The sequence below is a fragment of the Faecalibacterium sp. 7 genome, assembly GCF_049562865.1.
In the GTDB taxonomy this organism is placed as follows: Bacteria; Bacillota; Clostridia; order Oscillospirales; family Ruminococcaceae; genus Faecalibacterium; species Faecalibacterium wellingii.
Window position 1 is genome coordinate 1,058,147 of the sequence record NZ_CP186911.1, and the last position, 12,877, is coordinate 1,071,023.

At 59.4% G+C, this 12,877-nt stretch carries 10 protein-coding genes and 1 pseudogene; all 11 read left to right on the forward strand.

The window, feature by feature from the left end:
* The 11 genes and pseudogenes from sdaAA (at window position 1) to ACKXF7_RS05240 (ending at window position 12,713) form a co-directional block, all read left to right on the forward strand.
* Window positions 1-876 (forward strand): L-serine ammonia-lyase, iron-sulfur-dependent, subunit alpha, encoded by an 876-nt coding sequence (gene sdaAA, locus ACKXF7_RS05190; RefSeq protein WP_249238725.1) that lies wholly within the window; start codon window positions 1-3, stop codon window positions 874-876.
* Between the two features lie 231 nt (window positions 877-1,107).
* Complete coding sequence (nagB, locus tag ACKXF7_RS05195) at window positions 1,108-1,836, forward strand: glucosamine-6-phosphate deaminase (RefSeq protein WP_423742332.1); 729 nt, start codon at window positions 1,108-1,110, stop codon at window positions 1,834-1,836.
* 122 nt (window positions 1,837-1,958) lie between these two features.
* Window positions 1,959-3,254 carry a LysR substrate-binding domain-containing protein gene (locus tag ACKXF7_RS05200; protein WP_423742333.1) on the forward strand — a complete coding sequence of 432 codons (1,296 nt, stop codon included), beginning with the start codon at window positions 1,959-1,961 and terminating at the stop codon, window positions 3,252-3,254.
* Entirely contained in the window at window positions 3,254-3,724 is a 471-nt protein-coding gene (locus tag ACKXF7_RS05205) for a tyrosine-protein phosphatase (protein WP_423742334.1), read from the forward strand. The genes ACKXF7_RS05200 and ACKXF7_RS05205 overlap by 1 nt, the downstream gene beginning before the upstream one ends.
* A 381-nt stretch (window positions 3,725-4,105) precedes the next feature.
* Entirely contained in the window at window positions 4,106-5,680 is a 1,575-nt protein-coding gene (gene rny, locus ACKXF7_RS05210) for a ribonuclease Y (protein WP_249237536.1), read from the forward strand.
* Window positions 5,681-5,806: 126 nt separating this feature from the next.
* The gene (locus tag ACKXF7_RS05215) at window positions 5,807-6,340 is read left to right on the forward strand and encodes a hypothetical protein (protein ID WP_423742335.1); all 534 of its coding nucleotides are present in this window, start codon (window positions 5,807-5,809) and stop codon (window positions 6,338-6,340) included.
* A gap of 428 nt (window positions 6,341-6,768) precedes the next feature.
* Window positions 6,769-8,466, forward strand: coding sequence for a peptide ABC transporter substrate-binding protein (locus tag ACKXF7_RS05220; RefSeq protein WP_423742336.1), 1,698 nt, complete (start codon window positions 6,769-6,771; stop codon window positions 8,464-8,466).
* Between the two features lie 226 nt (window positions 8,467-8,692).
* Window positions 8,693-9,564 (forward strand): annotated as a pseudogene (locus ACKXF7_RS05225) (ABC transporter permease).
* A 1-nt stretch (window position 9,565) separates the two neighbouring features.
* Entirely contained in the window at window positions 9,566-10,669 is a 1,104-nt protein-coding gene (locus ACKXF7_RS05230; protein WP_097780984.1) for an ABC transporter permease, read from the forward strand.
* Window positions 10,670-10,682: 13 nt separating this feature from the next.
* Window positions 10,683-11,780, forward strand: coding sequence for an ABC transporter ATP-binding protein (locus ACKXF7_RS05235; RefSeq protein ID WP_005936870.1), 1,098 nt, complete (start codon window positions 10,683-10,685; stop codon window positions 11,778-11,780).
* On the forward strand, window positions 11,781-12,713 hold the full coding sequence (locus ACKXF7_RS05240) for an ABC transporter ATP-binding protein (RefSeq protein WP_423742337.1): 933 nt from the start codon (window positions 11,781-11,783) through the stop codon (window positions 12,711-12,713).
* The last annotated feature ends 164 nt before the right edge of the window (window positions 12,714-12,877 follow it).

Below are 12,877 nucleotides of genomic sequence, written 5' to 3' on the forward strand. Positions count from 1 at the left end.
ATGGATTTCAAGTCCGCCAAGGAGCTGCTGGACCTGTGCGAGGAAAACCAACTGCCCATTTCGGAAGTGATGCGCCAGCGGGAATGCATTCTGGGCGAAGTGCCCCGGGATGCTGTGGATCACCGCATGGCAAAGGCATGGGAGATCATGCGCGCTTCTGCCACCCAGCCGCTGAAAAAGCCCATCAAATCCATGGGCGGGCTCATTGGCGGCGAGGCCAAAAAGCTGGAAACACATTATAATAAGAAGAAAAACATCTGCGGCGACGTGCTGCAGAAGGCCATGACCTACGCCATGGCCGTGCTGGAAGTGAACGCTTCCATGGGCCTGATCGTGGCTGCACCCACCGCAGGCTCTGCAGGCGTGGTGCCGGGCATGATGCTGGCGCTGCAGGAGTGCTACCGCATCTCCGACCAGCGCATCGTGGATGCCCTGTTCAACGCCGGTGCCGTGGGCTATCTTGCCATGCGCAACGCTACCGTGGCCGGTGCCGTGGGCGGCTGTCAGGCCGAGGTGGGCATTGCGTCCGCCATGGCTGCTTCTGCCGCCGTGGAGCTGATGGGCGGCGACCCGCAGCAGTGTCTGGACGCGGCTTCCACCGTGCTGATGAACATGCTGGGCCTTGTGTGCGACCCCGTAGGCGGGCTGGTGGAGTACCCCTGCCAGAACCGCAACGCTGCCGGTGTGGCCAACGCCCTCATTGCAGCGGAACTGTCCCTGAGCGGCATCCGCCAGCTGATCCCCTTCGACCAGATGCTGGACGCCATGTACGCCGTGGGCAAGCGCCTGCCTGCCGAGCTGCGCGAGACCGCCCTTGGCGGCTGTGCCGCCACCCCCGCCGCCTGTGCCGCCTGCGGCCTGTGCAGCGGGAACTGATCTTTCAACATGCAGCGCCGCCGGTGTGGAAACGCCCGGCGGCGTTTTTGCGCGTTCGTGACCGGAAATGCCGGCCCGAAGGGTGGAACTTTGCATCTTTTTGTGCAAACACGCCGAAAAGATGGCCGGGATGACTGGCGCTTGTCTGCGAAATGTGATAAACTAAATGCAGAAGTGCTCTGCGCAGTCCGTGCAGAGCGGAAAAAAAGATGATAAGTGAGGTCGTTTGTGATGAAGATTATTCGTGCAAAAGATTATGCGGATATGTCCCGCAAGGCAGCCAATATCATTTCGGCACAGGTCATTATGAAGCCCAACTGCGTGCTGGGTCTGGCGACCGGCGGCACCCCCGTGGGCGCGTATGCACAGCTGGTGGACTGGTACAACAAAGGCGATTTGGATTTCTCCGAGGTCACTACTGTCAATCTGGATGAGTACCGCGGCCTGCCCAAGGAGCACCCCCAGAGCTACTGGTATTTCATGAACGAGAACCTGTTCAGCAAGGTGAATATCGACCCGGCCAAGACCAACCTGCCGGACGGCACCAATCTGGACACCGCCGCCGAGTGTGCCCGTTACAACGGTATCATCCACAAGCTGGGCGGCATCGACCTGCAGCTGCTGGGCATCGGCCCCAATGGTCATATCGGCTTCAATGAGCCGGGCGAAGCCTTTGAGCTGGAGACCCACTGCGTCGACCTTGCGCCCACTACCATCGAAGCCAACAAGCGCTTCTTTGACGGCAACGAGGCCCTTGTCCCCAAACAGGCATACACCATGGGCATCAAGACCATCATGCAGGCACGCAAGGTGCTGGTGGTAGCCAACGGTAAAGCCAAGGCACAGGCCGTCAAGGACGCCGTGACCGGCCCTGTGACCCCTGCCTGCCCCGGCAGCATCCTGCAGCTGCATCCGGACTGCATCCTTGTGGCAGACGAGGAAGCACTGAGCCTGATCTGATCGTTCCGCGCTCTGACTGCCGCACGGTGCAATGCCGTGCGGCAGTTTTTTGCTGCCAACGGCTTTACAATCGCGTAAAAAGGCGGTATTCTTTATACGATACTTTTCTCAGGGAGGAAACCATGGATATCCGCCAGCTGCACTACTTTCTGGTATTGTGCGATGAAATGAATTACAGCCGCGCGGCACAGCGGCTGTTTTTGTCACGGCAAGCACTGCGGCAGAGCATCTCTGCGCTGGAAGCCGAGCTGTGCGGGCCGCTGTTCCTCAGCGCCCACCACAAGCTCACCCTTACCGACCGCGGCATGAGCCTGCAGCGCCATGCCGCGCCGGTGGTGGAGCAGTTCCAGCAGATGCAGGCATCCCTGCGGGCCGAGATCCAGTCGGCACAGCCGGTGCGCATCGGCATCAGCGTATCGCTGGTGCCGGACTACCTGCCCGGGCTGGAGACCCAGCTGGACAAGTTCCGCCAGCAGTACCCCCATGTGGAGATGCGCTTCCGCATGATGGACAACGATGCGGTGGCGGACGATGTGGAGCAGGGGGAGCTGGACGCGGGTCTGGTCATCGATCTGGGCTGCGCTGCGCCGGTGCTGGCCCGCACCACCCTGCGGGCAGACCCCGCCTGCCTGCTGGTGCCCCGGGGGCACGCGTTCTGGGATAAGGAGAGCATCCCGCTGACAGAGCTGCGCGGTCAGCGGGTGCTGCTGCCCAGCCTGCGGCAGGATCTGTTCAGCCCGCTGTGGTCGGCCTGCGCCCGGGCGGGCTTTGCGCCGAATGCGGAGATCGGCCCCAGCTTCTATCAGGCCTATTACCTTGTGCAGGAGCAGCTGTGCACCTGTCTGACCCGCTACGAGCCGGGTGCCCGGCGGGAGCTGGACCGCGTGCGGGATGTGCTGCTGGAAGACCTGCCCCCGCTGTGCGTCTCTCTGGTGCAGCGGCGGGATCATTCCTCTGCCTACATCGACCTGCTGCGCGGCTACCTGATGGAGATGCTGGGTGGTTCGGCCAGCCTGCCGCCCCGCCGCGGACGGCCCGCAAAGCCGTTCTACAACTTCCCGGTGCTGTCCAGCGCTGCGGCAAAGGCTGCACCGGCTCACCCGGTGCCCGGCACCCAGCTGGACTTTGCCGGCGGCACCAACTTCCGGGAGCTGGGCGGCTATGAAGCCGACGAGGGCAAGCATGTGAAGTGGGGCCAGATCTGGCGCGGCATCCCTACCTGCAAGCTCACCGGGGAGGCCGACCGCGCGAAGCTGGATGCGCTGGGCCTGCGCCTGATCCTTGATCTGCGCAGCACGGAAGAGGCCCGCAGAGAGCCGGACTATGTGCCGGACGGCGCACGGCTGGTGCAGATCTGCGGCCTGTGCGCCGAGGATGGCCGCGAGATCTCCTTGCGCCGGATGACATCGCCGCCCTGATGAAGGGCCGCAAGGAGAACCCGGACGGCAGCTTTTTTGTGGAGACCATGTACGAGCGGATGCTGTTTGGCAATAAGGCCTTCAAGGAGCTGTTCCGCGCACTGGAAGCGGGCGAGACCCCCATCCTGTTCCACTGCTCGGCAGGAAAGGACCGCACCGGCGTGGCGGCCATGCTCATCCTGCTGGCACTGGGCGCGTCGGATGAGACCATCTGCGCGGACTATGAGCGCACGAACCTCTGCCGCAAGGCGGAGATCGAAGCACGCCTGGCAGCCCACGCCGATGAGATCGCCAGAGACCCGCGCCGCGAGAACTTCCACCGCAGTGCGGCGGGCGTCAGCCCGGAAGCAGCCCCCTTTGTGCTGCACACCATCCGCGCAAAATACGGCAGCGCAGAAAATTATCTGGAAGCCGAATACGGCCTGACCCCGGCGCGCCTGATGCGGCTGCGCAGGATGTATCTGGAATAAAATAGAACAGGGACGGTGCTCCGCAGCGGATGCCGCCCTGTTTTTTGCATAAAATGATCCTGCAGGACGCCTTTCTCCCTTGACAATCGCACAATTGTTTCGTAATATAAATAGTAGTATGGAATAAAAGACGCTGTGTGCAGGTCGTTCCCGTGACTCGTGTCCCTTACAGGCAGAGCCTGCCTGTTTTTATATAAGATAGAACCGTAGATAGAAAAGCTTGCAGCCTGTCCGTGCGGCATTTGCCGTGCGTGTGGTCTTGTTGCCACTTTTTGCATTGAAAGCTCACTTATAAAAAATGTTTGCAGCCTACACCTGCCCTACAGCGTCTCCTGCTTATGATTCAGAATTTTGAATTTTAACAAAGGAGAGTGAAATGCGATGTCCACGATCATCTGGATCGTGATCTTGATCGTCGCGCTTGCTGCGGGCATCGGTGCAGGCTATTTTATTGGTTACAACAACCGTAAAAAGACCGCCGAAGCCCAGATCGGCAGCGCGGAAGCCGAGGCCACCCGTCTGGTGAACGAAGCGATCAAGACCGCAGAACAGAAGCGCAAGGAAGCGGTTCTGGAAGCAAAGGACGAGGCCTTCAAGCTGAAGGCCGAGGTGGATGCCCAGAAGGCAGAAGCCGACAAGGAGATCAAACAGCGCCGTGCGGAGATCAGCCGTCAGGAGAACCGCATCGACCAGAAGGAGACCGCCCTCGACCGCAAGACCGAGGCGCTGGAACGCAAGGAAGAAGAGCTGAAAAAGCGTTCCGCTGAGGCCGAAGAGCGTCTGGCGGAGATCGACGCCCTGCGTGCCAAGGAGATGGAGCGGCTGGAAACGCTGGCCGGTCTGAGCCAGGAGGATGCCCGCGAAGTGCTGCTGCACAAGGTGGACGAGGAGCTGACCCACGAAAAGGCAGTGCGCGTTGCCGCCTATGAGACCGACCTGAAGGAGAACTGCGACAACATTGCACGCAATCTGATCGGTCAGGCCGTCAGCCGCTGCGCTGCCGACCACTGCAGCGAGACCACCGTCAGCGTGGTGCCGCTGCCCAGCGACGAAATGAAGGGCCGCATCATCGGCCGCGAGGGCCGCAACATCCGTGCGCTGGAAACGGCTACCGGTGTGGACCTGATCATCGACGATACCCCGGAGGCCATCACCCTGTCCTCCTTCGACCAGACCCGCCGCGAGGTCGCCCGCATGACGCTGGAACGCCTGATCGGCGATGGCCGCATCCACCCCGCCCGCATCGAGGAGACGGTGGAAAAGTGCCGCCACGATCTGGAGCTGCAGATGAAGCGCGAGGGCGAGCGTGCCGTGATGGAGCTGGGCATCCATGGCCTGCACCCCGACCTCATCAAGCTGATCGGCCGGCTGAAGTACCGCACCAGCTTTGGACAGAACGCCCTGACCCACAGCATGGAGGTGGCATGGGTGGCCGGTCTGCTGGCAGGCGAAATGGGTGTGAACGTGACCATGGCACGCCGTGCCGGTCTGCTGCATGATATCGGCAAGGCACTGGATCACGAGATCGAGGGCAGCCATGTGCAGATCGGTGTGGATATCTGCCGCAAGTACAAGGAAAATACCCAGATCATCCATGCCATTGAGGCCCACCACGGCGACGTGGAGCCCAAGACCCCGCTGGCCTTCATCATTCAGGCTGCCGACGCCATCAGCGCTGCACGCCCGGGTGCCCGCCGCGAGAATGTGGAAAGCTACGTCAAGCGTCTGGAAAATCTGGAGGAGATCTCTTCCAGCTTTGAGGGTGTGGAGCAGGCATTTGCCGTGCAGGCAGGCCGCGAAGTGCGCATCATGGTAAAGCCTGACGTCATCAGCGACGATCAGGTGATCCTGCTGGCACGCTCCATTGCCAAGAAGATCGAGGATACGCTGGATTACCCCGGCCAGATCAAGGTCAACGTCATCCGCGAGAGCCGCGCTGTGGAATACGCAAAATAAAGATTTGGGATCAGAGGGCCGCTGTACGATTGGGTGCAGCGGCCCTTTTTGCTGCGGAAAGCACTTGCGATCCGGCTGCAAAAAGGGTATCATGGAGAAAAACAGCTCGAAAGGGGAGACCACCGCATGAAACACACAAGGATGATCCTGACGGCACTTATGGCGGCGGCACTGGCGCTGGCTGTGCTGGCCGGGTGCAGCAGCGTGCTGGCCGGTACGGTGCACGAGGATACGGAGCAGGCTGCGGCCCTGATGAAGGAGATCGACACCGGTCTTGCCTACAGCACAGACCTGGAAGCTGCGGCCAGCCGTCTGGCAGAATGGCTGGTGGAAGAACCCGGACAGCTGGGCACCCAGTCCGGGCAGCTTGCCCGCAAGGTGGAGCTGACAGCGGACTCCGGCAACATGACGGATACGAACCTGAATGAATTTATCGATCATTCCAGCATATCCTCCAATATCTGGGTCAATATCCCCATCAGCGTGACCATCGGTCTTGTGCTGGATAACCAGAGCCGGGCCTTTACCGGCTACCTGTATGCACCGGCTGCCGGTCAGGCTGCCCGGAGCCTGAGCCGCTGCGCGGCAGGCTGCAGCCGGATGGGCGCCGTGTTCATCCAGTACGGCGGCGAGACCTATGTGGTGGCGCTGTTTGAGTAAAGAATAAAAGCTGCTTTCCCTGCCGGAACCATGGGCCCCGGCAGGGATTTTTTGTGCTCTGTATGCGGACAGGAAAACCCGCAGAAGGCTGTCTTGTGCACGGAAAACACGAATAAACAGATGAAAGTTCTTCATTTGTTTTCCCGAAAAACACAAAAAACTCATGTTTTCACGAAACTGTATTTTCCAGGAATACACAACATCTTCAAATCTGCACAAAAATAAAAACATATTTTTCACTGACCATTGGTCAAAGCACAGAAAAACAGCCGGAAGCCTTTCTTTTTTAGGCGGAACAGCGTATAATGCGGGTATCGCACAAAGGTGTGCAAGGCTCCGGAGGAGGAGTATAAAAACCTTTGTGCATTTTTTAGAACTTACTGCTTTACCACAATAAAGCAATGAGGCATGAGAGAGAGGGAAAAAATATGAAATTCGATCGTCGTATTTCTCGCCGCAGCTTCCTGGCTGCTGCAGGCGTATCGGCTGCTGCACTGGCTCTGACTGCCTGCGGCGGCTCTTCCAGCACCGCTGCTTCCGGCTCCACCGCTGCTTCTGGTGCAGCCGCCTCTGCTGAGGGCGGTGTGCTGAACGTCATGCTGGAGACCGAAGTCCAGTCTCTGGACCCCCAGCTGGCTACCGACGGCACCTCCTTTGAGGTCATCGCCAACTACACCGACGGTCTGATGCAGATGGATGCGAACGGTGCAGCCGTGGAGGCTCTGGCAGAGAGCTATGAGCTGAGCGAGGACGGCAAGACCTACACCTTCCACCTGAAGGATGCAAAGTGGTCCAATGGCGATGCCGTTACCGCAGCCGACTTCGTGTTTGGCTGGCAGCGTGCTGTTGACCCCGCAAACGCATCCGAGTATGCCTACATGCTGAGCGATATCGGTCAGGTGGTCAACGCCGCCGAGATCATTGCAGGCAGCAAGCCTGTCACCGATCTGGGCATCACCGCTGTGGATGACAAGACCCTGAAGGTGGAGCTGAACGTTCCGGTCAGCTACTTCCTGAGCCTGATGTACTTCCCCACCTTCTACCCCATGAACCAGAAGTTCTTTGAGAGCTGCGGCGATACCTACGGCACCAGCGCAGACACCGTGCTGTCCAACGGTGCATTCGTGATGACCAGCTATCAGCCGGCCGCCACCGCTTTTGAGCTGGTGAAGAACGCCGACTACTACGATGCCGACCGCATTGCTCTGGACGGCCTGAACTATCAGGTCATCAAGGACAGCCAGCAGGCTCTGATGAGCTATCAGAACGGCGATCTGGATATCACCCTGCTGAACGGCGAGCAGGTCGAGCAGGTCAAGGACGACCCCGAGTTCACCAGTGTGGGCGCCGGCTACCTGTGGTACATCAGCCCCAACATGGACGCTGTGCCGGAGCTGGCAAACCTGAACCTGCGCCGTGCCATCACCTTTGCACTGGATCGTGATTCCATCACCAATGACGTGCTGAAGGACGGCTCTTCTCCCGCCTACACCGCAGTGCCCGCACAGTTCGCCACCGGCCCGGACGGCAGCGATTTCAGCGCCGACCAGACCAAGTTTGCAGAGTTCTGCGCATACGATCCCGACAAGGCTGCAGAGTACTACGAGCAGGCCAAGGCTGAGCTGGGCAAGGATTCCTTCTCCTTCACCATGGTCGTCGATGCCGACGATGCTCCTCAGAAGGTCGCTCAGGTCGTTCAGGAGCAGCTGCAGACCACCCTGCCCGGCTTCACTCTGGAGCTGAAGGTAGAGCCCAAGAAGCAGCGCGTGCAGGATATGCAGGACGGCAACTTTGAGATCGGCCTGACCCGCTGGGGCCCCGACTACGCCGATCCTATGACCTATCTGGGCATGTGGGTCACCGGCAACTCCAACAACTACGGTCTGTGGAGCGACGCTGACTACGATGCCATCATCGCAGAGTGCACCACCGGTGATCTGTGCACCGATCCCGAGGGCCGCTGGGAGGCTATGTATGACGCCGAGTCCATCGTGCTGGAGCAGGCCGCCATCTTCCCGCTGTATGGTCAGTGCAACGCCGAGATGATCTCTTCTGCCGTGACCGGCGTGGACTTCCACCCGGTTGCTCTGAACCGCGTCTTCAAGGACGCAAAGAAGAGCGTCTGATCCTGATCGAGAACTGAAATGCCGCACAGTGGCAGCGAAAATGCCGCTGTGCGACTTTTTGGCTTTTGCACTGTCCGCGTGCGGTGCACGGCTGACCGCGGCAGGCGGGAGCCGTTCTGCCCCGTGCAGGGCGGAGAAGAAACTTTAAGGGGGTCTACCCAACGTGAAAAAATACACGCTCAAGCGTATCATCACTTCGTTGTTTACGCTGCTGGCCATCCTGCTGGTGTTGTTCATCCTCATGCAGCTGATGCCCGGTTCGCCCTTCAACGATGAAAAGCTGACGCCGGAAATGCGCGCATCCCTGTACGCAAAGTACGGTCTGGATCAGCCCATCTATGTACAGTTCTTCCGCTATGTGACCAACATGCTGCGCGGTGACTTCGGCGTCAGCTACAATATCTCCAAGAACACGCCCATCTCCCAGCTGATCCAGTCCCGTCTGCCCATTTCCATCCGTGTGGGCGGCATGGCTGTTACACTGGGTGCCATCGTGGGCCTTGTGCTCGGCATCATTGCAGCCCTCAAGCGGGACACCATCTTCGACACTCTGGCCACCATCATCTCGGTCATCGGCGTGTCGGTGCCGTCTTACGTGATCGCACTGGCCCTGAGCTATACCTTTGGTTTCAAGCTCAAGTGGTTCCCCATGCTGTTCTCCGCAAAGGATGTGTTCGGCTCCAGTGTGCTGCCCAGCATCTCGCTGTCCATGTTCACCATGGCTTCCATTGCCCGCTTTACCCGCAGTGAAATGATCGAGGTTCTGGACTCCGATTATATGCTGCTGGCCGAGAGCAAGGGCATTTCCGGCCCGGCGCTGATCTTCCGCCACGCGCTGCGCAATGCGCTGATCCCATTATCACCGTGCTGGCCCCGCTGATCGTGGACCTGATGACCGGCTCGCTGGTGGTGGAGAAGATCTTCGCCATTCCCGGTGTGGGCAGCCTGCTGGTGACGGCCATCCAGTCCAACGACTACAATGTGGTCATCAGCCTGAGCTTCATCTACAGCGCCATGTACATTGGCATCATGCTGGTCGTTGACCTGCTGTACGGCATCATCGACCCGCGTATCCGCTTGGCAAAGGGGGACAACTGATATGGCAGAAAAAGCGATTCACCTGGGCGGTGAAGCCACGGCTGATGCCATCGTCAGCGCGGTGGATACCATGTATTCCGAGCATACCTTCAACGAGAAGGACTTTGCGCTCAAGCATAACGACGCAGAGATCGCAATGGACTCGAACTTTGCCGCACAGAGCTTCTGGAAGGATGTGCGGGTGCGCTTCTTCCGCAAAAAGAGCGCGGTGCTCGGCCTGATCCTCGTGGTCTTTATCGTGCTGCTGGCGGCATTTGGCCCCGGCATGAACGAGTATACCTACTCCGGTCAGGAGCTGAGCCAGAAAAACTTTGCGCCCCGCGTGCAGGTGCTGGAAAACTTCGGCATCTTCAACGGTGACGAGAAAATGAGCACCACCACCGGTTCCAAGACGGTCAATGCCTATGTGGAAAAGGGCAAGGAGGATGTCTACTACTGGTTCGGCAGCGACACCTATGGCCGCGATATCTGGACCCGTACCTGGGAGGGTGCCCGCGTGTCCCTGATCATCGCGGTTGCTGCCGCCATCATCGATATGGTCATCGGCATGAGCTACGGCCTGATCTCCGGCTACTTTGGCGGCAAGGTGGATATGATGATGCAGCGTTTTCTGGAAGTTGCCAACGGCATCCCCCGTCTGGTGATCGTCACGCTGCTTCTGCTGGTGCTCAAGCCCGGCATGATCACCATTATCTTTGCCCTGATGCTCACCGAGTGGGTGGGCATGAGCCGCATTGCCCGCGCTGAGATGCTCAAGCTGAAGGATCAGGAGTTCGTGCTGGCTTCCCGCACGCTGGGCGCAGGCAGCTTCTTCATCATCTTCAAGGAAGTGCTGCCCAACATCATCGGACCCATCATCACGCAGGTCATGTTCAGCATCCCCACCGCAATTTTCACCGAGGCATTCCTGTCCTTTGTGGGTCTGGGCATCCCGGTGCCGCAGTGCTCGCTGGGTTCTCTGATCAGCGAGCTGTATAACAGCTTCACCACCCATCCTTATCAGATCATCCCGCCGATGGTGGTCATGAGTCTGCTGATGATGAGCTTCAACCTCGTGGCCGACGGCCTGCGCGAGGCTCTGGACCCCAAGATGAAGAGTATGTAAGGAGGAACACCCCATGCCTGAAAAGAAAAAAGAACAGGTCTTGTCGGTGCGAGACCTTGATATCACCTTTAAGACCACCGCAGGCCCGGTGCACGCCATCCGCGGCGTGAACATCGACCTGTACAAGGGCGAAACAGTGGCGCTGGTGGGCGAATCCGGCTCCGGCAAGTCCGTTACCATGAAGGCCGCCATGGGCATTCTGGCACAGAACGCCATTGTGAACAGCGGCTCCATCCAGTTCAGCTACCATCACGCCGACGGCAGCCCCGAGACGGTGGACCTGCTGCAGAAGGACAAAAAGTGGATCCGCCGCCACATCAACGGCAAGCGCATCGCCATGGTGTTCCAGGACCCCATGACCAGCCTTGACCCCACCATGCCCATCGGCAAGCAGATCATGGAGGGCATGCTGTGGCACTACAAGATGCCCAAGGATGCCGCCTACAAAAAGGCTGTGCAGCTGCTGGAAGAGGTGGGCATCACCGATGCCGAAAAGCGCATGAAGAGCTACCCGCACCAGCTGTCCGGCGGTATGCGCCAGCGCGTGGTCATTGCCATTGCACTGGCCTGCGACCCCGACCTGCTGATCTGCGACGAGCCCACCACGGCACTGGATGTGACCATTCAGGCCAAAATTCTGGAGCTGATTCGCAGCATCCAGCGTGAGCGCGGCATCTCGGTCATTTACATCACCCATGATCTGGGCGTTGTGGCAAAGGTGGCCGATTATGTGGACGTGATGTACGCAGGCAAGATCGTGGAGACCGGCACCATCGACGAGATCTTCTACGAGCCGCGCCACCCCTATACATGGGGCCTGCTTTCCGCCATGCCCGATCTGGACACCGCAGACGACCGTCTGTACACCATTCCGGGTTCGCCGCCGAACCTGCTGCATGAGAAGCAGGGCGATGCCTTTGCGCCGCGCAACCATTTTGCCCTGAACATCGACGACGAAGTGGACCCGCCCATGTTCAAGATCAGCGACACCCACTATGCAGCTACATGGCTGCTGGACCCCCGCGCACCCAAGGTGGACATGCCGCCTGAGCTTGCTCAGCGCATTGCCCGCATGCGTGCCGAGGCAGAAAAGATCAAGGAGGCGGAATAAATGGCAGGACAGAATGCTGCTCCGCTGCTGAAGGTGGAAGGCCTGAAGCAGTATTTCCGCGTGAGCAAGAGCTATACCGTCAAGGCTGTGGACAATGTCAGCTTTGAGATCTATCCCGGCGAGACCTATGGTCTGGTGGGCGAGTCCGGTTCCGGCAAGTCCACCATCGGCCGCAGCGTCATCCGCCTGTATGACCCCACTGCCGGCAAGATCACCTTTGAGGGGCAGGATATCAGCGGCAGGCTGAACCACAGCCAGAACAACACCCTGCGCACCCAGATGCAGATGATCTTTCAGGACCCCATGGCGTCCCTGAACCCCCGCAAAAAGGTGGAGGATATCATCGGCGAGGGTCTGGACATCCACCACATGTACAAGACCCACGAAGAGCGCCGCGAAAAGGTGGAGAAAATTCTGGCCAAGGTGGGCCTTGCGCCTGAACATGCTGAGCGCTATCCCCACCAGTTCTCTGGCGGCCAGCGCCAGCGCGTGGGCATTGCCCGCGCCCTCATCATGAACCCCAAGCTTATCATCGCAGATGAGTGTATCTCGGCGCTGGACGTGTCCATTCAGGCGCAGGTGGTCAACCTGATGAAGGATATCCAGCAGGAGACCGGCACGGCCTACCTGTTCATTGCGCATGACCTTTCCATGGTCAAGTACATTTCGGACCGCATCGGCGTGCTGCATCTGGGCCACCTGCTGGAGACGGGTACCACCGAAGAGATCTTCGAGAACCCCATCCATCCCTACACCCGCAGCCTGCTGTCGGCCATCCCGCTGCCGAACCCGGTGGTGGAAAAACGCCGCGTGGCTGAGACCTATGACTATGCATCTTCCGGCATCGATTACAACAAGGGCACCGATCACCTTGTGAGCGGCAGCCACTATGTCAAGTGCACCGACGAAGAGTTTGCCAAGTGGTGCAGATAAGAACAAAATGAGAAAGGCATCTGCGGCGCTGTTTCGTTGACCGAAACCGCTGCAGATGCCTTTTGTTTGTCATGAACTGCATCCGACACTTTTTGACATTCCTACTGAAACGCCCCTTTTCCATTTTTGCCCTGCCCGGCGGACACGTTTCCGCTGCGGCGGGC